Source organism: Kitasatospora sp. NPDC114501 (assembly GCF_055633695.1).
The window spans coordinates 522,711-542,109 of sequence record NZ_JBVKDS010000001.1 but is presented as its reverse complement, the minus strand read 5'-3'; the positions used below and the strand labels follow the sequence as shown (position 1 = coordinate 542,109).

16 protein-coding genes are annotated in these 19,399 nt (G+C 74.2%); 12 read left to right on the top strand and 4 right to left on the bottom strand.

Annotation, left to right across the window (positions count from 1 at the left end):
* The first annotated feature begins 167 nt into the window (after positions 1–167).
* The 3 genes from lpdA to ACZ7RU_RS02515 all read left to right on the top strand — a co-directional run bounded on the left by lpdA (position 168) and on the right by ACZ7RU_RS02515 (position 4,213).
* Positions 168–1,574 carry a dihydrolipoyl dehydrogenase gene (gene lpdA, locus ACZ7RU_RS02525; protein WP_470339111.1) on the top strand — a complete coding sequence of 469 codons (1,407 nt, stop codon included), beginning with the start codon at positions 168–170 and terminating at the stop codon, positions 1,572–1,574.
* An 81-nt stretch (positions 1,575–1,655) separates the two neighbouring features.
* Entirely contained in the window at positions 1,656–3,539 is a 1,884-nt protein-coding gene (gene sucB, locus ACZ7RU_RS02520; RefSeq protein ID WP_470339110.1) for a 2-oxoglutarate dehydrogenase, E2 component, dihydrolipoamide succinyltransferase, read from the top strand.
* A gap of 158 nt (positions 3,540–3,697) precedes the next feature.
* Positions 3,698–4,213, top strand: coding sequence for a DUF4240 domain-containing protein (locus ACZ7RU_RS02515; RefSeq protein WP_470339109.1), 516 nt, complete (start codon positions 3,698–3,700; stop codon positions 4,211–4,213).
* 37 nt (positions 4,214–4,250) lie between these two features.
* Here ACZ7RU_RS02515 and ACZ7RU_RS02510 read toward each other — a convergent pair whose 3' ends face one another.
* Together ACZ7RU_RS02510 and ACZ7RU_RS02505 are read right to left on the bottom strand one after the other, a co-directional pair.
* Complete coding sequence (locus ACZ7RU_RS02510; RefSeq protein WP_470339108.1) at positions 4,251–5,351, bottom strand: DUF2510 domain-containing protein; 1,101 nt, start codon at positions 5,349–5,351, stop codon at positions 4,251–4,253.
* Positions 5,352–5,457: 106 nt separating this feature from the next.
* A complete protein-coding gene (locus ACZ7RU_RS02505; RefSeq protein WP_470339107.1) occupies positions 5,458–5,955 on the bottom strand; it encodes a GNAT family N-acetyltransferase in 498 nt (165 codons plus the stop codon).
* Between the two features lie 85 nt (positions 5,956–6,040).
* Between ACZ7RU_RS02505 and ACZ7RU_RS02500 the strand changes: the two genes are divergently transcribed.
* Both ACZ7RU_RS02500 and ACZ7RU_RS02495 read left to right on the top strand, forming a co-directional pair.
* Positions 6,041–6,946 (top strand): TIGR01777 family oxidoreductase, encoded by a 906-nt coding sequence (locus ACZ7RU_RS02500; RefSeq protein WP_470339106.1) that lies wholly within the window; start codon positions 6,041–6,043, stop codon positions 6,944–6,946.
* A 466-nt stretch (positions 6,947–7,412) separates the two neighbouring features.
* Positions 7,413–8,744, top strand: coding sequence for an FAD-dependent oxidoreductase (locus ACZ7RU_RS02495; protein WP_470339105.1), 1,332 nt, complete (start codon positions 7,413–7,415; stop codon positions 8,742–8,744).
* 128 nt (positions 8,745–8,872) lie between these two features.
* On the opposite strand, the gene ACZ7RU_RS02490 is transcribed toward ACZ7RU_RS02495, so the two are convergent.
* Entirely contained in the window at positions 8,873–10,741 is a 1,869-nt protein-coding gene (locus ACZ7RU_RS02490; protein WP_470339104.1) for a regulator, read from the bottom strand.
* A 344-nt stretch (positions 10,742–11,085) separates the two neighbouring features.
* On the opposite strand from ACZ7RU_RS02490, the gene ACZ7RU_RS02485 reads away from it, so the two are divergent.
* The 7 genes from ACZ7RU_RS02485 to ACZ7RU_RS02455 all read left to right on the top strand — a co-directional run bounded on the left by ACZ7RU_RS02485 (position 11,086) and on the right by ACZ7RU_RS02455 (position 18,625).
* The gene (locus ACZ7RU_RS02485) at positions 11,086–11,847 is read left to right on the top strand and encodes a 3-hydroxybutyrate dehydrogenase (RefSeq protein WP_470339103.1); all 762 of its coding nucleotides are present in this window, start codon (positions 11,086–11,088) and stop codon (positions 11,845–11,847) included.
* A gap of 153 nt (positions 11,848–12,000) precedes the next feature.
* Positions 12,001–13,392, top strand: a complete 1,392-nt coding sequence (locus ACZ7RU_RS02480; RefSeq protein WP_470339102.1) for an MFS transporter — start codon at positions 12,001–12,003, stop codon at positions 13,390–13,392.
* Between the two features lie 67 nt (positions 13,393–13,459).
* Positions 13,460–15,370, top strand: a complete 1,911-nt coding sequence (locus tag ACZ7RU_RS02475; RefSeq protein ID WP_470339101.1) for a helix-turn-helix domain-containing protein — start codon at positions 13,460–13,462, stop codon at positions 15,368–15,370.
* Positions 15,371–15,525: 155 nt separating this feature from the next.
* Positions 15,526–16,296: a lipoyl(octanoyl) transferase LipB gene (lipB, locus tag ACZ7RU_RS02470; RefSeq protein ID WP_470339305.1), complete on the top strand. Its 771-nt coding sequence runs from the start codon at positions 15,526–15,528 to the stop codon at positions 16,294–16,296.
* A 156-nt stretch (positions 16,297–16,452) separates the two neighbouring features.
* The gene (gene lipA, locus ACZ7RU_RS02465; protein ID WP_387748774.1) at positions 16,453–17,406 is read left to right on the top strand and encodes a lipoyl synthase; all 954 of its coding nucleotides are present in this window, start codon (positions 16,453–16,455) and stop codon (positions 17,404–17,406) included.
* A gap of 175 nt (positions 17,407–17,581) precedes the next feature.
* On the top strand, positions 17,582–17,809 hold the full coding sequence (locus tag ACZ7RU_RS02460) for an SCO2195 family GlnR-regulated protein (RefSeq protein WP_470339100.1): 228 nt from the start codon (positions 17,582–17,584) through the stop codon (positions 17,807–17,809).
* A gap of 126 nt (positions 17,810–17,935) precedes the next feature.
* Positions 17,936–18,625: a DUF4191 domain-containing protein gene (locus ACZ7RU_RS02455; protein WP_387748770.1), complete on the top strand. Its 690-nt coding sequence runs from the start codon at positions 17,936–17,938 to the stop codon at positions 18,623–18,625.
* Between the two features lie 86 nt (positions 18,626–18,711).
* Here the strand turns inward: ACZ7RU_RS02455 and ACZ7RU_RS02450 are convergent, their stop codons facing one another.
* A complete protein-coding gene (locus ACZ7RU_RS02450) occupies positions 18,712–19,179 on the bottom strand; it encodes an RDD family protein (RefSeq protein WP_470339099.1) in 468 nt (155 codons plus the stop codon).
* Positions 19,180–19,399: the final 220 nt, after the last annotated feature.

The window sequence follows — 19,399 nt, the reverse complement described above, 5'->3', positions numbered from 1 at the left end:
TTCCGTCGGGGGTGTTCGCGCCCCGGTGACCAGTTCGTGGGACACCCCTGGGGCGGACCCGGACATCAGCCACCGTGAACAAGTGCGAAGATGTATTTCCGGCACGACTGGGCGCCCCACAAAGGCTTCCGACCCACCGGACCGCGACCGGCCCGGCGACCCACCCCATGCATGGAGGACGTGACGTGGCGAACGACGCCAGCACCGTTTTCGACGTAGTCATTCTCGGAGGCGGAAGCGGCGGTTACGCCGCGGCGCTCCGCGCCGCTCAGCTGGGCCTGAGCGTCGCCCTGGTCGAGAAGGGTGAGCTGGGCGGCACCTGCCTGCACCGCGGCTGCATCCCGACCAAGGCACTGCTGCACGCCGCGGAGATCGCGGACGAGACGAAGGAGGCCGCCGAGTTCGGCGTCCTGGCCACCTTCCAGGGCATCGACATCAACGGCGTCCACAAGTACAAGGACGACGTCATCGCCGGCCTGTACAAGGGCCTCCAGGGCCTGGTGGCGTCCCGCAAGGTCACCTTCATCCAGGGCGAGGGCAAGCTCTCCTCGCAGACCTCGGTGGACGTGAACGGCCAGCGCGTCGAAGGCCGCCACATCGTCCTGGCCACCGGTTCCGTGCCGCGCTCGATCCCGGGCCTGGAGATCGACGGCAACCGCGTGATCTCCTCGGACCACGCCCTCAAGCTCGACCGCATCCCGAAGTCGGCCGTCATCCTCGGCGGCGGCGTGATCGGCGTCGAGTTCGCCTCGGTCTGGAAGTCCTTCGGCGTCGAGGTCACCATCGTCGAGGCGCTGCCGCACCTCGTCCCGCTGGAGGACGAGAACTCCTCCAAGCTGCTGGAGCGCGCGTTCCGCAAGCGCGGCATCAAGTTCGAGCTGAAGGCCCGCTTCTCGGGCGTCGAGTACACCGAGACCGGTGTCCGCGTCTCCACCGAGAACGGCAAGCAGATCGACGCCGACCTGCTGCTCGTCGCCATCGGCCGCGGCCCGGTCTCGGCCGGCCTCGGCTACGAGGAGAACGGCGTCGCGATGGACCGCGGCTACGTCCTGGTCGACGAGTACATGCGCACCAACGTGCCCACCATCTCCGCCGTCGGCGACCTTGCCCCGACCCTGCAGCTGGCCCACGTCGGCTTCGCCGAGGGCATCCTGGTCGCCGAGCGCCTGGCCGGCCTCAAGCCGGTGCCGATCGACTACGACGGCGTCCCGCGCGTGACCTACTCCAACCCCGAGGTGGCCTCCGTCGGCATCTCCGAGGCCAAGGCCGTCGAGCTGTACGGCAAGGAGAAGGTCGTCACCCTGAAGTACAACCTGGCCGGCAACGGCAAGAGCAAGATCCTGAAGACCGCCGGCGAGATCAAGCTCGTCCAGGTCAAGGACGGCGCCGTGGTCGGCGTCCACATGGTCGGCGCCCGCATGGGCGAGCAGGTCGGCGAAGCCCAGCTGATCTACAACTGGGAGGCCCTGCCGGCCGAGGTCGCGCAGCTCATCCACGCGCACCCGACCCAGTCCGAGGCCCTGGGCGAGGCGCACCTGGCGCTGGCCGGCAAGCCGCTGCACGCGCACGACTGATTTCGCCCCACCCCCCTTTCCCGGTACTTCCCGTACGCAAGTACTTCCCGTACGCAAGACTTGATAGGAGTCGCTGAAACCATGGCGGTCTCAGTAACACTGCCCGCGCTGGGCGAGAGCGTTTCCGAGGGCACCGTCACCCGCTGGCTGAAGGCCGAGGGTGAGCGTGTCGAGGTCGACGAGCCGCTGCTGGAGGTGTCGACCGACAAGGTCGACACCGAGATCCCGGCCCCGGCTTCCGGCATCCTCTCCTCGATCAAGGTCGGCGAGGACGAGACCGTCGAGGTCGGCGCCGAGCTGGCGATCATCGACGACGGCTCGGGTGCCCCGGCCGCTGCCCCGGCCCCCGCCGCCGAGGCCGCGCCCGCCGCCGCCCCGGCTCCGGCCGCCCCGGTCGCCGAGGCCCCGGCCGCTGCTCCGGCTGCCGCCCCGGCCCCCGCCGCCGCTCCGGCCGCTCCGGCCGCCGACGCCACCCCGGTGGTGCTGCCCGCGCTGGGCGAGAGCGTCTCCGAGGGCACCGTCACCCGCTGGCTGAAGGCCGAGGGCGACACCGTCGAGGTCGACGAGCCGCTGCTCGAGGTCTCCACGGACAAGGTCGACACCGAGATCCCGTCGCCGGTCGCCGGCACGCTGGTGAAGATCCTGGTCGGCGAGGACGAGACCGCCGAGGTCGGCGCCCAGCTCGCGCTGATCGGCGCGGCCGGTGCCGTCGCGCCGGCCCCGGCTGCCGCTCCGGCCCCGGCGCCCGCTGCCCCGGCCGCTCCGGCTCCGGCGCCCGCTGCTCCGGCTGCCCCGGCGCCGGCCCCGGCCGCTCCGGTTGCCGCCGCCCCGGCCCCGGCCGCCCCGGCTGCCCCGGCGCCGGCCCCGGCCGCTGCCCCGGCTCCGGCTCCGGCTCCGGCCGCTCCGGTTGCCGCCGCCCCGGCCCCGGCCGCCCCGGCTGCCCCGGCGCCGGCCCCGGCCGCTGCCCCGGCTCCGGCTCCGGCTCCGGCCGCTCCGGCCCCGGTTGCCCCGGCCGCGCCGGCTGCCCCGGTGGCCGACAACGGCGACGCCTACGTCACCCCGCTGGTACGCAAGCTCGCCGCCGAGCACGGCGTCGCGCTGTCCTCCGTCGCCGGCACCGGCGTCGGCGGCCGCATCCGCAAGCAGGACGTCATCGCCGCCGCGGAGGCCGCCAAGGCCGCTCCGGCCCCGGTCGCCGCTGCCGCCCCGGCCGCCGCGCCGAAGGCCGCCGCCGCGCCGTCCGCCCTGCGCGGCCAGACCGTCAAGATGACCCGCATGCGCAAGGTCATCGGCGACAACATGCTGAAGGCCCTGCACGAGCAGGCCCAGCTGACCAGCGTGGTCGAGGTGGACGTCACCAAGATCATGTCGCTGCGCGCCAAGGCCAAGGAGGGCTTCCAGGCCCGCGAGGGCGTCAAGCTCTCCCCGATGCCGTTCTTCGTCAAGGCCGCCGCCCAGGCGCTGAAGGTCCACGCGGTCGTCAACGCGCGGATCAACGAGGCCGAGGGCACGGTCACCTACTTCGACACCGAGAACATCGGCATCGCGGTGGACTCCGAGAAGGGTCTGATGACCCCGGTCATCAAGGGTGCGGGCGACCTCAACATCGCCGGCATCTCGAAGAAGACCGCCGAGCTGGCCACCAAGGTCCGCGACAGCAAGATCACCCCGGACGAGCTGTCCGGCGCCACCTTCACCATCAGCAACACCGGCTCGCGCGGTGCGCTGTTCGACACCGTGATCGTGCCGCCGAACCAGGTCGCCATCCTGGGCATCGGCGCCACCGTCAAGCGCCCGGTGGTCATCGAGGCCGACGGCGGCACCGCCATCGGCATCCGCGACATGGTCTACCTGTCGCTCTCCTACGACCACCGCCTGGTGGACGGCGCCGACGCCGCCCGCTACCTGGTCTCGGTCAAGGAGATCCTGGAGGCCGGCGAGTTCGAGGTCGAGCTCGGCCTCTGACCTCACCAGGTCCCCGCGGAACCCCGCGTACGGAACCCCGCGTCGTCCCCGGACGGCGCGGGGTTCCGCCGTTCCCGGCCCCTGACCGCGCCGAGTCGTGGACGCGCGCCGAGTCGCGGCATGCGCTGACGCGGCCGAACGGGGATGCTGGAGCGGTGATGGACGAGACGGACTTCTGGCAGATCATCGACGAAACCCGGGACGCCGCCGACGGCGACCCCGACGAGCAGGCTGACGTACTGGTGGAACGACTCCTCCAGCTGACCCCGGACGACGTGATCGACTTCGCCCGGCTGTTCCAGGCACGGTTCCACCGCGCCTACCGGCAAGACCTGTGGGGCGCGGCCTATCTGCTGCTCGACGGCGCCTCCGACGACACCTTCGACTACTTCCGGTTCTGGCTGATCGGCCAGGGCCGGGAGGTCTTCGAGGGCGGGCTGGCCGAGCCTGACGACCTGGCGGACCTGCTGCCCGAGTTCGACGAGGAGGAGGACGGCGAGGCCGAGGACCTCGGCTACGCCGCCGACGAGGCGTACGAGCAACTGACCGGGCTGCCGCTGCCCGAGGTGGGCGGGCGGCAGCCGGAGCGGCCGTCCGGGCCGGCGCTGGACTTCGACGACCCGGACGTCATGGCGAAGCGCTTCCCCAAGCTCTGGGAGCGGTACGGGGACTAGGCGTTCTGACCGGCCGCCCGGCCGCGCCCCGGCCGCGTCAGGTGCTGCTGCCGGAGGAGCTGTCCTGCTTGATGCCCTTGAGGATCTGGTCCAGCACGGAGAACTCCGGCGCGGCCGGGCTGTCGTCCACCCCGCCCTCCATGACCACGTAGCCGCCGCCCTTGGCCGGGAGGGCGGCCAGCAGCACGTACCCCTGGGTGCCGTCGGTGGTGCGGATGTGCCAGCGGGTGGCGTAGCCGAGCACGCCGGCCACGCTGACGTACCCGGAGCCGGCGTCGGTGTGCGAGCTGACGCCGGAGAAGATCTGCCCGGTGTAGACCGGCATCTGGGCGTCGGCCGCCGCCTTGGGCGTGCTGCCCTGGATGGTGTCCTTCTCGACCGAGAACTGGCCGCGGATGCAGGTGCTGCCGTCCGGGCAGGTGTAGCGGCCGGTGCCGAGGTAGACCGACGAGTGCGGCGGGTTGGTGGACACCTCCCAGCCGTCGAAGACCGGCACGGTGATCCCGTGCTGCGCGTCGGGGACGGTGCTCTTGACCACCGGCAGCGGCTTGGGTGCCGCGGGGCTGCTGGTGGGCGCCGTCGGGCTGGGGCGGGGCGTGGGGCTGCCGCTCCCGGTCACGGTGACCGTGGGGTTCGGGGTCGGGTCCGCCTTCGGGTCGCCGCCGCCACCGCTGAACGCGATCCCGGCGATGGTCCCGCCCACCGCCAGTACGGCGACCGCGATGCCGATGATCAGGCCGGTCTTCGGCTTGGCCGGCGGGGCCGGCGGCGGGTAGCCCGGGCCCGGGTAGCCGTAGCCCGGGCCCGGGGGCGGGTAGCCGCCCTGGGCCTGGCCCTGGTAGGCGTCCTGGCCGGGGTAACCGTCCTGACCGGGGTAGCCGTAGGCGGGTGCCGGGGAGGCGTTCTGGCCCGGGTAGCCGTAGGCCGGGGCGGCCGGGCCGCCGGGGTGGCCGTAGCCGGGCCGCTGGTCGGACGACGTCCAGGTCTGGGTGGCGGCGTCGGCGAGCCCGCCCGCGACGCCTCCCTGGAGCGGCCGGACCTCGCTGGTCCAGGCGCTGCCGTCCCACCAGCGCTCGTGACCGGGGGTGCCGTCCGCACCCGGGACCGGGTACCACCCGGGAGGCGTCGAGTTGCTCACGGGCGTACGGTACCCGGCGCGGCGGCGGTCCAGACAGGCCGGGACTGTCACGACTCTGCACCGTCCGTCGGGTGGCGAACCACCTCTTCCGGTGCGCCCGGTGGGCTCAGTCGGTCAGGCGGCGGGCCATCCAGATGTCGTCCACGTACCGGCCGTCGATCAGGAACTCCTCGGCCAGCGAGCCCTCGACGGCGAAGCCGCAGCTCTCGTAGAGCCGACGGGCCGGGGCGTTCCAGCCGAGCACCCGCAGGCTCATCTTGCGGGCGCCCTCGGCCCGGGCCGCCTCGCAGGCCGCCTCGACCAGCCGGCGGCCGATGCCGCGGCCGCGCACGGTGCCGTCGACGGCCAGGCCCTGGATCTGCCGTACGTGCCGGTTGCTCGCCAGCGGGGTGGCCGGGATCTGACGGATGTAGCCGACGATCCGGCCGTCCAGCACGGCCAGCTGGAACTGCTCGGGGGCGTGCCGCTCGTCGAACAGCGGGTCCTCGACGGCCGGTCGCGGGGAGACGTCGGAGAGGACGGACCAGGCCGCGTGGTTGAGGACGGCGAGTTCGCGCTCGTCCTCGCTCCGCGCCGTACGGATGATCAGATCGTCGTCAGGCATGCGCGTCATGCTAACGGCGGGCACGCGCAGGTGACGGGCGGTCGGGATCGCCGCGGAGGCAGGCGGGAGCTGCGAGGATGGGCGCATGCGCATCGCTGTCACGGGTTCCACGGGATTGATCGGTTCGGCGCTCGTCCGCTCCCTGTTGGCGGACGGCCATGAGGTGGTCCGGCTGGTCCGGCACCGCTCCAAGACCGGCCCACGGCCGGACGGCAGCACCGCGATCGGCTGGAACCCGCTGCTCGGCGAGGTCGAGCGGGACGGGCTGGTCGGGGTCCAGGCCGTGGTGCACCTGGCCGGCGCCGGGATCGGCGACCGCCGCTGGACGGACTCCTACAAGCGGGAGATCCGGGAGAGCCGGGTGTACGGCACCGAGACGCTGGCCGTCGCCCTGGCCGCGCTCAAGGAGCCGCCGCAGGTCTTCGTGAGCGCCTCCGCGGTCGGCTGGTACGGGCAGACCGGCGACCGGGTGATCGACGAGGACTCCCCCGCGGGCGACGACTTCCTGGCCGAGGTCTGCCGGGAGTGGGAGGACGCCGCCCGGCCGGCCGAGCGGGCCGGGATCCGGGTCGTCCACCCCCGCACCGGGATGGTGCTCTCCTCGGCCGGCGGGGCGGGCGGGCGGCTGTTCCCGCTGTTCAAGCTGGGCCTCGGCGGGCGGCTCGGCAGCGGGCGGCAGTACTGGAGCTTCATCTCGCTGCACGACGAGGTGGCCGCGCTGCGGTACCTGATCGACCACGACGACCTCTCCGGCGTCTTCAACCTCACCGCGCCCGACCCGGCGACCAACGCCGAGCTGACCGCGGCGCTCGGACGGGCGCTGGGGCGGCCGACTCCGTTCCCGGTACCGGAGGCGGTGCTCAAGCTGGTGCTGGGCGAGCTGGCGATCGAGGTGGTCGGCAGCCACCGGGTGGTGCCGCGGCGGCTGCTGGACGCGGGCTTCCGCTTCACCCACCCGGACGTGTACTCGGCGGTGCTCGCGGCGATGTGACGGGCACGCGGGGCGGGCACGCGGGCAGGGGGCCGGTGCGGTAGCGCTGCGAGGCCGGTGCGGTGCCGGTGGGCGTGCGGGGTTGATGCGCGCGCCGGGCGGCTGGATGTGCACACGGGTCGCGCGGAGCCGTGCGTACTCCGACTACGACATCCGCGCTGGCCAGAGGCATATGCCGGACAGGGGCCGAGGGGGCCCGAGGAGGGGGCGCACGGGAGCACATGGCGGGCGCGTCGCACGCCCCCGGTGACCGTACGCGCCCATCGGCCCCCGAACCCGGCCGCACGGCGCACTGTCCGTGACCGCGCCCCCGCCCGATGCCGCACGACCCTCCCCGGCGCTTGGATCCGGCCCGATGCGCTTGTCTGACGTTCACACTGACGGGGCATCACCCTCGTCGGACCGTGTCCCGGCACCCCGCTGCCTGCGTCGGCCGGAGCCCCGGGACCAGGGAGGGAGCACGCCAGTGCCCACGTACGACTTCACCCGCCGCGCCCGTCGGCCGTCCGACCCGGACGTCGTCGTGGTCGGCGCCGGACTCGCGGGCCTGGCCGCCGCCCGCGCGCTCACCGGCCACGGCCTCGCCGTTCAGGTCCTGGAGGCCACCGGTCGGATCGGCGGCCGGATGGCCACCCGCGAGCAGGACGGATTCCGGCTCGACGACGGCAGTCACCTGCTGAACACCGCCTTCCCCGAGCTGCACCGCACGCTCGACCTGGACCGGCTCGACCTGCGCCCGCTCGCGCCCGGCGTGCTGGTGCACAGCGCCGGCCGCCGCTACCGCGCCGGGGACCCCCAGCTCACCGTCGCCCGGCAGGCCGCCGCCCGGGCCCCGCTCGGCAGCCCGCTCGACAAGGCCCGGCTGGGCGGCTGGCTCGGCCGCCTCGCCACCACCCCGGTCGGCCGGCTCCAGGCCCGGCCGGAGACCACCGCGGCCCGCGCGCTGGCCGGCCACGGCCTCTCCCAGCGCACCGTGGACGGCTTCCTGCGCCCGCTGCTCAGCGCGCTGCTCGCCGACCCGGCCCTCGGCACCAGCAGCCGGGTCGCCGACCTGGTGCTGCGCTCCTACGCGCGCGGGCGGCTCTGTCTGCCCGCCGACGGGATCGCGGCGGTACCGGCCCAGCTGGCCGCCGCCCTGCCCGTCGGCACCGTCCGCACCGGGGTCCAGGTCACCGCGATCGCCGCGGACGGCGTGGAGACCCTCGCCCACGGGCGGATCGGCGCCCAGGCCGTCGTCGTCGCCACCGACGCCCGCTCCGCCGCCGAACTGCTGCCCGGGCTACGGCTGCCCGACTTCCACCCCGTCACGACCTTCTTCCACGCGGCCGACGCCGCCCCGCTGGGCGAGGCCGTGCTGCTGCTCGACGGCGACCGGCCGAACGGGCACCCGCCGCTGGTCTCGCACTCGCTGGTGCTCAGCGAGCTGCACCCGTCCTACGCCCCGGCCGGCCAGGCACTGATCGCCACCACCGTGCTCGGGCGGCGCGCCTTCGACCTGGGCGGCCCGGCCGGGCTGGAACCGGCCGTCCGGGCCCGGCTGGCCGAGCTGTACGGCGGCTCGACCTCGGGCTGGCAGTTCCTCGGCGTGCGGCACCTCCCGGACGCGCTGCCCGCGATGCCCCCGCCGCACAACCCCCGCCGCCCGGTGCGGCTGCTGGCCGGGCTGTACGTCGCCGGGGACCACCGGGACACCAGCACCGTGCAGGGCGCGCTGGTCTCCGGGCGGCGGGCGGCCCAGGCGGTGCTGGGCGACCTCGGCGTCCCGGCCGACGCCCGGGAGGCGGAGGCGGCGGCCTGACGGGCGCGAGGCGGCGGCCTGAGGCGCCGATCCGCGCGGTGCCCGCCGGAACGGGCGGGCGCCGCGCGGCCGGCCCCGTGCACTCCGCCGGTCAGGCCGCCGCCCGCCCGCCGGGCCGCCGCCCCCGGTCAGATCACCCCCGCCTGGCGGGCCGTCTCCTCGAAGGCGCGGGCCACCGGACTGCCGCGGTAGGGGGTGAGCCGGCGGTGGAAGTCCCGGACGTACTCCAGCGAGCGGGCCGAGCGCATCTCCCCCGCGGCCCGCAGCGCGTCGGTGGCCATGGTGCAGGCCTCGTCGAGGTCCCCCATGCCGAGCCGCGCGGTGGCCAGCACCAGACGGCAGAAGATCCGGCTGCGGGCGTAGGCGGGCGAGCGCAGCCGCAGCGACTTCTCGGCGTGCTGCGCGGCCGTCCGCCACTGCTGGAGGTCGCGGTAGCAGTGGGCGAACTCGTCGGAGAGCTGGGCCTCGTCGAAGTACCGTGCCCAGGAGGGCAGTTCGTCACCCGTCCGGGCCGCCGCCAGGGAGCGCTCGGCGCGCACCAGGGCGGTGGTGCAGGACCGCACGTCGCCCAGCAGGCCGTGCCCACGCGCCTCGGCGGCGTGCATCAGCGACTGGACGACCGGCGGCACCGCGGTGCCCACGCCCTGCTGGGCGACCCGGGCGAGCTGGACCGCCTCCCGGCCGTGGCCCAGGTGGACGGCCTGCTGGCTCATCGTCACCAGCACGTAGCCGCCGAGCGCGCGGTCCCCGGCGGCCTGGGAGAGGCGCAACGCCTGGACGAAGTAGCGCTGGGCGAGACCGTGCGCGGCGATGTCGAAGGACGTCCAGCCGGCCAGCCTGGTGAGGTCGGCGACCGCGCCGAACAGGGCCCGGCCGATCTGCTCGCCGTAGCGGCCGCGCAGCATCGGCTCGGCCTCGCTCTCCAGGTAGCGGACCAGCGCCTGCCGGGCGTGGCCGCCGCCGTAGGCGTGGTCGAGCGCGCGGAAGAGGTCGCCGACGGCGCGGATGGCGGCGATGTCGCCGCGCCCGACCCGCAGGGCGGGGCGGGACTCGCGGGCCGGGTCGGTGTACGGCGGCTCGACGGCGACCGGTGGCCGGCGGCTCTGGACCGGCACCCGGCCGATGGTGGGGGCGGTGCCGGTGGTCCCGGCCGTGCTGCGGGCGGTGGGGGCGCCGGGAGCGCCGGGGGCCGGGCCGCGCGCCGGGCTCCCGGCTGACCCGCCGGGCGTGCCCGGCGTCGCGGCGCCGGTGATGGCCGCGGAGGTGGCGCTGCCGGCCGGCGGGCCGGTGGCGGCGTCCGGCCGGGCCAGGGTGGAGCCGTCCCGGGCGACCCGTTCGTCGGTGCGGCCGATCAGCCAGTCCCGGCTGGGGACGACCAGGCCGGCCGGGGTGAAGGCGATCCGGCGCAGCTCGGACTGCGGGCCGTTGTCCTTGCGCCACATGCTCGCCACGATGTCCACCGCCTCCTGCGGCGTCTCGGCGAACTCCAGGCCGGCGTAGACCGGCGCGCAGGCGTCCAGGCCGAGGTCCTGGGCGGTGAGGCGGCGGCCGAGCCGGCGGGTGAAGACCTCGGCGATCAGCGCCGGGGTGGCCCCGCGCGGCTGCTGGCCGCGCAGCCAGCGGGTGACCGAGGTCTTGTCGTAGCGCAGGTCGAGGCCGTGCTCCAGGCCGAGCTGGTCGACCCGGCGGGCGAGGCCCGCGTGCGAGAAGCCGGCCTCCTCGATCAGCGCCGCGAGCTGGCCGTTCTGCGGGGCCGGGCCGGAGTGGCCGGGGCCGCGGGCCGGGGCGGGCGCGGACGTGACGGGGCTGTCGTGCCGGTCGGGTGTGGCCTGCACCGGCAGCCGAATGTCGTCGGCGTCCGGGGCGTCGGCGGGCAGCGTTTCGGCGGTCAGGGCGTCGGGGGCGTCCGGAAGGGTCCGGCCGACCGGCCCTCGGTGCTGGCCGAGCGGGTCGAGCGGTCCGTACGCCGGGCTGTCGGTTGCAGGCCGTTGGGGCATGTCTGTCAACACCTCTCGGACGTCGCACCGGGCCTCACCAGCACTTCGGCGGCCCGGGGCGGCGCCCCCTGTCGGGAATCGGCGTGAATGTAGCGAGCATTCGGGCGCTATGGGTGGATCTGACCGAGCAATCCACCGAACGGGTGAAGCAACCGCGCCCATTGTGGGGAAGCGACGTCACCTTGGGTTTGCTCCTCCGGGGCCGAACCGTCGGCGGTTCCGAGGGTCGATCCGCCGTTCGGGCCCCGCTCCGGCGTCATGGCGGACAACACCACAGCTCAGCGGGATGCTGTGGCGGTCCGCCACATGGGAGCGGGGCCGCCGGATTCCTACCGTTCTCGGCCATGGACACCTCTACTGCCCGCCCGCTCGCCGGCCGCACGGCCATGGTCACCGGGGCCGCCTCGGGCATCGGCCGGGCCTGTGCCGAGGCCTTCGCCGGGGCCGGCGCCCGGGTCTACGTCGTCGACCTCGCGGCCGGCCCGGCCGAGGAGCTCGCCGAGCGGATCGGCGGCCGCGCGATCGTCACCGACCTCGCCGATCCCGGGGCCGTGGACGCCCTGCCCGACGACGCCGACATCGTCGTCAACAACGCGGGCCTCCAGCACGTCGCGCCCGTGCACGAGTTCCCGCCCGACCGCTTCACGCTGATCCAGCGCGTCATGGTCGAGGCCCCGTTCCGCATCCTGCGCCGCACCCTGCCGCACATGTACGAGCAGGGGTGGGGCCGGGTCGTCAACGTCTCCTCCGTCCACGGCCTGCGCGCCAGCGCCTTCAAGTCCGCGTACGTCACCGCCAAGCACGGACTGGAGGGCCTGAGCAAGACCGTCGCCCTGGAGGGCGCGCCGTACGGCGTCACCAGCAACTGCGTCAACCCGGGCTACGTCCGGACCCCCCTGGTGGAGAAGCAGATCGCCGCCCAGGCGCTCGCCCACGGCATCCCCGAGGACGAGGTGGTCGAGCGGATCATGCTCGACCGCACCGCCGTGAAGCGCCTCATCGAACCCGACGAGGTCGCCCAGCTCGCCCTCTGGCTCTGCTCCCCCGCCGCCTCCTACATCACCGGCGCCAGCCTCCCCCTCGACGGCGGCTGGACGGCCCACTGAGCGGGGAGCGCTCCGCGATCCGGCAGCCGCGCTCATGGGGTGGGCAGGCACATTCGCCCCCGGGACTGTGTGGGCCACCCACATAGTCCCGGGGTCGGGCGCTTCCTACCTTGTGGCGACATCGTCTCCCCCCTGGTTCTGGAAGTGGTGGCCATGAACGCCCCTGCACGAGGTACGGAAGCGAGCAGCTCACTCCCGAGAGTGGTGGCTGCGAGCCTGATCGGCACGACGATCGAGTGGTACGACTACTTCCTGTACGGAACGGCGGCGGCGCTGGTGTTCGGGAGGCTGTTCTTCCCGCACAGCGATCCGCTGACCGGGACGCTGCTGTCCTTCCTGACCTACGCCATCGGGTTCGCGGCGCGGCCGCTCGGGGCGCTGGTGTTCGGTCACTTCGGGGACCGCGTCGGGCGCAAGAAGCTGCTGGTGGTGAGCCTGCTGCTGATGGGCGGGTCGACCACCGCCATCGGCCTGCTGCCGACGTACGACTCGATCGGCGTCGCGGCGCCGGTGCTGCTGACGGTGCTGCGGCTGGTGCAGGGCTTCGCGCTCGGCGGCGAGTGGGGCGGCGCCGTGCTGCTGGTGTCGGAGCACGGGGACCAGCGGCGGCGCGGGTTCTGGGCGTCCTGGCCGCAGGGCGGGGCGCCGGCCGGGAACCTGCTAGCGGCCGGGGTGCTGTCGCTGATGACGGCGGTGCAGTCGGACGCGGAGTTCCTGGCGTGGGGCTGGCGGGTGCCGTTCCTGCTGTCCGCGGTGCTGGTCGTGGTGGGGATGTGGATCCGGCTCGCGGTGGACGAGTCGCCGCTGTTCAAGCAGGCGCTGGCGGCGCAGCAGGAGCGGCAGCGGGAGCGGACGACGGCCGAACGGCTGCCGCTGGTGGAGGTGCTGCGCAACCACTGGCGGGAGGTGCTGGTGGCCATGGGCGCGCGGATGGCGGAGAACATCTCCTACTACGTGATGACGACGTTCGTGCTCACCTACGCCGTCACCCACGCCCACTTCTCCAAGCAGACCGCGCTGAACGCCGTCCTGATCGCCTCCGCGATCCAGTTCGCACTGATCCCGCTGTTCGGGGCGCTCTCCGACCGGGTCGGGCGCAGGCCGGTGTACCTGGTGGGCGCGGTCGGGGTGGGCGCCTGGGCGTTCGTCTTCTTCGGCCTGGTCGACATGAAGTCGTTCGGCTCGCTGGTCACCGCGGTGACGGTCGGCCTGGTCTTCCACAGCGCCATGTACGCGCCCCAGGCCGCCTTCTTCTCCGAGCTGTTCGCGACCCGGATGCGGTACTCGGGCGCCTCGATCGGGGCCCAGTTCTCCTCGGTGGCGGCCGGCGCCCCGGCGCCGCTGGTCGCCACCGCGCTGCTCAAGGACTACGGCAGCGCCACCCCCATCTCGGTGTACGTCGCGATCGCGGCGGCGATCACCGTGGTGGCGGTGCTCTGCGGCCGGGAGACCAGGGGCCAGGACCTCGCCGAGATCGACGGGGGCAGCGACCGGGAGGGCCAGGAGGCGGACCCGGCCGCGGCCGGAAAGCCCGCCGTCGCCTGAGGACCGAGCCGATACGATCGCGCTTTCTCGGAACCGACGGAACCGACGCCGATTGGCAGCACGCACCATGAACCACCCTCACGAGAGCGCCGCACCCGCGCTGCGGCGGCTGCTCGACCTGCTCGCCTCCGGCGCCGCCACCGAGGACTTCGCCGACGTGCTGGCCGACGCCCGCCGCCGCGGGGCGCCGGCCGCCGTCCTCGCCGAGATCGACGACGCCACCTGGCAGGCCCTGCGGGTCCACCGCACCCTGCGTCAACACCGGCGCCGGGAAGCCGAGTTGACCGCCCTGTTCGACACCGCCGGGGACCTCGCCGCCTCCCGGGACCTGGACACCGTGCTCCAGGCGATCGTCCGCCGGGCCCGGATGCTGCTCGGCACCGACACCGCGTACCTGACCCTGCCGGACGAGGCCGCCGGCGACACCTACATGCGGGTCACCGACGGCTCGGTCTCCGTCCTGTTCCAGACCCTGCGGCTCAGCCTCGGCGACGGCCTGGGCGGGCTGGTCGCGCAGACCGCCCGCCCGTACGCCACCCCCGACTACCGCAACGACGCGCGCTTCCACCACACCGGCACCATCGACGCGGGCGTGCTGGACGAGGGCCTGGTGGCGATCATCGGGGTGCCGCTGCTGCTCGGCGGTCAGGTCATCGGCGTCCTGTTCGCCGCCGACCGCACGCCGCGCGCCTTCTCCCCCGACGAGGTCGCGCTGCTCTGCTCGCTGGCCGCGCACGCCGCGATCGCCCTGGACACCGCCAAGTCGCTGGCCGACACCCGGGCCGCGCTCGCCGAGCTGAACGCCGCCAACGAGCTGGTCCGGGCCCACTCCGCCGCCGTCCAGCGGGCCGAGCAGGCGCACGACCGGCTCACCGACCTGGTGCTGCGCGGCGCCGAGGTGCCGGACGTCGCGGCCGCCGTCGCCGCCCTGCTGGGCGGGGAGATAGCGGTCCTGGACGCCGAGGGCGAGCCGCTGGCCGGCCGCGCCGCGCCCGCCGCCGAACTGGCCGAGGCGGTCGCCGCCTCCCGTGCCGAGGGAAGGTCCGTACGGCACGGCGAGCAGTGGGTGTGCGCGGTGCTGGCCGGGCACGACGCGCTCGGCACCATGGTGCTGCGCGGCCGGCCGGACCTCGACGACGCCGACCGGCGGCTGTTCGAGCGGGCCAGCGTGGTCACGGCGCTGCTCCTGCTGCTGCGCCGCTCGGTCGCCGAGACCGAGAACCGGGTCCGCGGCGAGCTGCTCACCGACCTGCTGACCGCCCCCGAGCGCGACCCGGCCGGGCTCACCGCGCGCGGCCGCCGGCTCGGCGTCGACCTCGCCCGGCCGCACCTGGTGCTGGTCGCGGAGCCGGCCGACGGGCAGGGCGACGACCGGGCACGGCTTGCGGGCGCGGCCCGGCGCTACCTGTTCGGCTCCCGGGGCGTCAGCGCCGAGCACGGCGACACGGTGGTGCTGCTGGCTCCCGTCGAGGCCGGCGGCACCGACGACGCCGAGGAGACCGCCCGGCAGGCCGCCGAGCGGCTGGCCCGGCTGGCCGGGTTCCCGGTCACCGTCGGCGCGGGCCACCCGGCCGCCGGACCGTCCGCGCTGGCCGCCGCCTACGGCGAGGGCCTGCGCTGCGTCCGGGCGCTGCGGGTGCTCGGCCGCGCCGGGGAGGGCGCCTCCGCCCGCGCGCTCGGCTTCCTCGGCGTGCTGCTCGGCGACGGCCACGACGTGGACGGCTTCGTCGGCGCGACGCTCGGCCCGCTGCTGGCGTACGACGCCCGGCGCGGCACCGAGCTGGTCCGCACCCTGCGCGCCTACTTCGACTGCGGCGGCAGCCTGACCCGGGCCAAGGACGAGCTGCACGTCCACGTGAACACCGTGGTCCAGCGGCTGGACCGGGTCGAGGCGCTGCTCGGGCGGGACTGGAACCAGCCGGAGCGGTCGCTGGAGCTCCAGCTCGCGCTGCGGCTGCAACTGCTCGCCGGGAGCTGAACGGGGGCAGGCGAGGGCGAGCGGGGGCGGGGGCGGGGCCGGGCGGGCGGGACGGCCGGAAGGTCCGACCGGGCCGGGGCGTACAGTGGCGAGGTTGGTCTCGAACGCCTGGCAAGGAGCACACTTCGGTGAGCGAGAACGTGCGTTTTGTTCACATGGGCATAGGTGAGCGCACCGTGCCCTACCAGGAGGCCTGGGAGGAGCAGCAGCGGCTGCACGCGCTGCGGGTCGCGGACGAGATCCCCGACACCGTCCTGCTGCTGGAGCACCAGTCGGTGTACACCATGGGCAAGCGCACCAACCCCGCCGACCTCCCGCTGGACGGCACCCCCGTGGTGGAGGTCAACCGGGGCGGGGAGATCACCTGGCACGGCCCCGGCCAGCTGGTCGGCTACCCGATCGTCAAGCTGCCCGACCCGATCGACGTCATCGCCTACGTCCGCCGGCTGGAGGAGGCGCTGATCCGCACCGCCGGCGAGTTCGGCATCGGGTCGACCCGGGTCGAGGGCCGCAGCGGGGTCTGGGTGCTGGGCGAGTCCATCCCGGACGCCGTGGTGGACCCGGCGCAGGTGGTGGACATCGGCAGGCTGACCCTGCGGATGGGCCTGCCGCTGGGCATCGACCCGCGGCTGGCCGGCCCCGAGTACGCGCCCTCCAACGCCGGGCAGCGCGGCGACGACCGCAAGCTCGCCGCGATCGGCGTGCGGGTCGCCCGCGGGGTGACCATGCACGGCTTCGCGCTCAACTGCGACCCGGACATGACCTGGTTCGACAAGATCGTGCCGTGCGGCATCCGGGACGCGGGCGTCGCCTCGCTCACCGGCGAGCTGAAGCGCGGACTGTCCGTCGCCGAGGCGGCCCCGGTGGTCGAACGCCACCTGGCGGACGTCCTGGCCGAGCTGCCGGAGCCGGCGCTCAGCCGCTGAACCCGCCCCCGACGGCCGCCGGAAGTCGCGGCGGCCGCTGGGAATCTACCGACCGGTAGCCGTGTTGCCCTGCGATTGCAGGGCGGCAGGCCCGGCGAAGGCCGTACAACCACAGGCGTACCCTGGGGGTACCCCGTCTAGTTCTAGGAGTCGCACGTGTCCGCTGTCGCGCCCGACGGCAGGAAGCTGCTCCGCCTGGAGGTCCGCAACAGCGAGACCCCCATCGAGCGGAAGCCCGAGTGGATCAAGACCCGCGCGAAGATGGGCCCGGAGTACAACGCCCTCCAGTCGCTGGTGAAGAAGGAGGGGCTGCACACGGTCTGCCAGGAGGCCGGCTGCCCCAACATCTTCGAGTGCTGGGAGGACCGCGAGGCGACCTTCCTCATCGGCGGTGACCAGTGCACCCGCCGCTGCGACTTCTGCCAGATCGACACCGGCAAGCCCGCCGAGTTCGACCGCGACGAGCCGCGCCGGGTCGCCGAGTCCATCGTCACCATGGACCTCAACTACGCCACCATCACCGGCGTCGCCCGCGACGACCTGGCGGACGGCGGCGCCTGGCTGTACGCCGAGACCGTGCGCCAGGTGCACGCGATGACGGCCGACCGCGAGGCCGGGCGCACCGGCGTCGAGCTGCTCATCCCCGACTTCAACGCGGTGCCCGAGCAGCTGGCCGAGGTCTTCTCGTCCCGTCCCGAGGTGCTCGCGCACAACGTCGAGACGGTGCCGCGGATCTTCAAGCGGATCCGCCCGGCGTTCCGCTACGAGCGCTCGCTGGACGTCATCACCCAGGCCCGCGCGGCCGGGCTGGTGACCAAGTCCAACCTGATCCTGGGCATGGGCGAGACCCGCGAGGAGGTCAGCCAGGCGCTGGCCGACCTGGTCGGCGCCGGCTGCGAGCTGATCACCATCACCCAGTACCTGCGCCCCTCGCTGCGCCACCACCCGGTGGAGCGCTGGGTGAAGCCGCAGGAGTTCGTCGAGCTCCAGCAGGAGGCCGAGGAGCTGGGCTTCGCGGGCGTCATGTCGGGCCCGCTGGTGCGGTCCTCGTACCGGGCCGGCCGGCTGTACCGGCAGGCGCTGGAGCGGCGCGAGCAGGCCGCGGTCTGACGACCGCCTGACGGCCCCCGACCGTTTCGAGCCACCGGAAGGGCGGAGCTTCGGCTCCGCCCTTCCGGTTTCACCACGCTTTGACCGGCTGGTCACGGGCTGGTAACACGGGGTGGGGACTCTGGACGCCTGGTGAGCGTTCGATTCTTCTCAGCCACGGGAGGAGCTGTTCGACATGCGGATGCAGATGCGGGTCCGGTCGGTGGGGGTGGCGCTGCGGTTCGCCGAGAGCGTCCTGCTCGCGCCCGGCCAGCGGCACGCGCGGAGCAACGCGTGGGCGGCGGTGTGCGAGAACCGCCGTTACGCGGCGGACCGCCGGCACGACGACGACGCGGTGGCGGCGGGGAGCTTGGCCGCGGGGCCGGCCACGGGGGCGGCGGGGACGCGGTCCGTACGGCGGTGACGCTTCGGCGCCGCCGGGCCCCCGGCGTCGCTCTGCGCGACGGAGTGCGGGCGGACGGGTCACGGTTGGGGCGAACGGGTACCCGGGCTTGGATATCCCGTACCCGTGCCACGTACCATGAGCGTTATGGCGAGGGAAACATCCGAGAACCCCGGACGGCTGAAGCAGATCCGTCTGGCGTACACCATGACCAAGAAGGTCGACACCAAGATCGGCCTGATCATCGCCGGCGTCGGCCTGCTGACCTTCGGCGTGTTCCTCGCCATCGGCTTCGCGATCGAGCATCCCGTCTACCTGGGCATCCTGGGCTTCATCGTGGCCGTGCTGGCCATGGCGATCGTCTTCGGGCGCCGGGCCGAGCGCGCCGCGTTCGGGCAGATGGAGGGACAGCCGGGCGCCGTCGCGGCGGTGCTGAACAACATCCGGCGCGGCTGGAGCTCCAACTCCACCCCGGTGGCGGTCACCCGCAACCAGGACGCGGTCTACCGCGCCGTGGGCCGGGCCGGCATCGCGCTGATCGGTGAGGGCAACCCGAACCGGGTCCGCCAGCTGCTGGCCTCCGAGAAGAAGAAGATGGCCCGTGTGGTCGGCGACGTGCCGGTGCACGACATCGTGGTGGGCACCGGCGAGGGCGAGGTCCCGCTGAAGAAGCTCCAGATCCACCTGATGCGTCTGCCCCGCGCCATCACCGCCGCCCAGGTCACCGAGACCAACGACCGCCTGCGGGCGCTGGGCGACCTGCTCTCCAAGGCGCCGATCCCCAAGGGCCCGATGCCGAAGGGCGCCCGGATGCCCAAGGGCGGCCAAGCCCGCTGACCCTCCCCCGCCCCTGACGACACGAGAACGGCCCCGCCGCGGAAGCTCCGCGGCGGGGCCGTTCCGACGTTGGTACGGCGCCGGGGTCAGATCCGGACCTCGACCGTGCCGACCGCCTTGTCGTGCAGGCCGCGGGTGTCGCGGTCCCAGACCAGCGGCGGGATCACCAGGCAGAGCAGCAGGGTGCGCAGCAGGACCTGCGGGATGGTCGCGCGGCCGCCGTCCAGGCGGACCACCCGGAGGCCGAACAGCCGCTTGCCGACCGTCGTGCCGGTGGTGGCCAGCAGCACGGACGCGACCAGGAAGTACAGCGGGCTGGTCCACAGGTTGGCCTCGGCCTGGTCGCCGTGGGCGATCAGCCCGTACGCGACCAGGGCGACCAGCCAGCCGTCCACGAACAGGGCGCCGATCCGGCGGCCGGGGCCGGCGACCGAGCCGGGGCCCTCCTTGGGCAGCCCGAGGCGCTCGCCGCGGTAGCCGAAGTCGGCGCCCATCTTCTCGGCGGCCGCCCGGGGGCCGTCGATCCACGATCCCAACGCTTCTCTGGTGTCCACGAATCCACACTAACCGGGCTGACGGCGTGCGCCGCCACCGGCTCCCCTCCGGTCGGGCCATCACCCCCGACCGGGTGAATCGCCGTTCCGGGGCTTTCCAAGTGGTCCAGACCACTTTCGGAAGGGTGCCCAGCCGGGCGGGGCGATTTGTACCGTCCCGTACGTCTTTGCCGCCCGCCCGGCGCGCGTGGTTAACATCTAGGAAACGAGCGGGTCACCG

Bases quoted from the DNA above. Each gene is read 5' to 3' on its own strand.
- lpdA (WP_470339111.1), top strand. From the start codon at position 168: ATGCATGGAGGACGTGACGTGGCGAACGACGCCAGCACCGTTTTCGAC.
- sucB (WP_470339110.1), top strand. From the start codon at position 1,656: ATGGCGGTCTCAGTAACACTGCCCGCGCTGGGCGAGAGCGTTTCCGAG.
- ACZ7RU_RS02515 (WP_470339109.1), top strand. From the start codon at position 3,698: ATGGACGAGACGGACTTCTGGCAGATCATCGACGAAACCCGGGACGCC.
- ACZ7RU_RS02505 (WP_470339107.1), bottom strand. From the start codon at position 5,955: ATGCCTGACGACGATCTGATCATCCGTACGGCGCGGAGCGAGGACGAG.
- ACZ7RU_RS02500 (WP_470339106.1), top strand. From the start codon at position 6,041: ATGCGCATCGCTGTCACGGGTTCCACGGGATTGATCGGTTCGGCGCTC.
- ACZ7RU_RS02490 (WP_470339104.1), bottom strand. From the start codon at position 10,741: ATGCCCCAACGGCCTGCAACCGACAGCCCGGCGTACGGACCGCTCGAC.
- ACZ7RU_RS02485 (WP_470339103.1), top strand. From the start codon at position 11,086: ATGGACACCTCTACTGCCCGCCCGCTCGCCGGCCGCACGGCCATGGTC.
- ACZ7RU_RS02480 (WP_470339102.1), top strand. From the start codon at position 12,001: ATGAACGCCCCTGCACGAGGTACGGAAGCGAGCAGCTCACTCCCGAGA.
- ACZ7RU_RS02475 (WP_470339101.1), top strand. From the start codon at position 13,460: ATGAACCACCCTCACGAGAGCGCCGCACCCGCGCTGCGGCGGCTGCTC.
- lipB (WP_470339305.1), top strand. From the start codon at position 15,526: ATGGGCATAGGTGAGCGCACCGTGCCCTACCAGGAGGCCTGGGAGGAG.
- ACZ7RU_RS02460 (WP_470339100.1), top strand. From the start codon at position 17,582: ATGCGGATGCAGATGCGGGTCCGGTCGGTGGGGGTGGCGCTGCGGTTC.
- ACZ7RU_RS02455 (WP_387748770.1), top strand. From the start codon at position 17,936: ATGGCGAGGGAAACATCCGAGAACCCCGGACGGCTGAAGCAGATCCGT.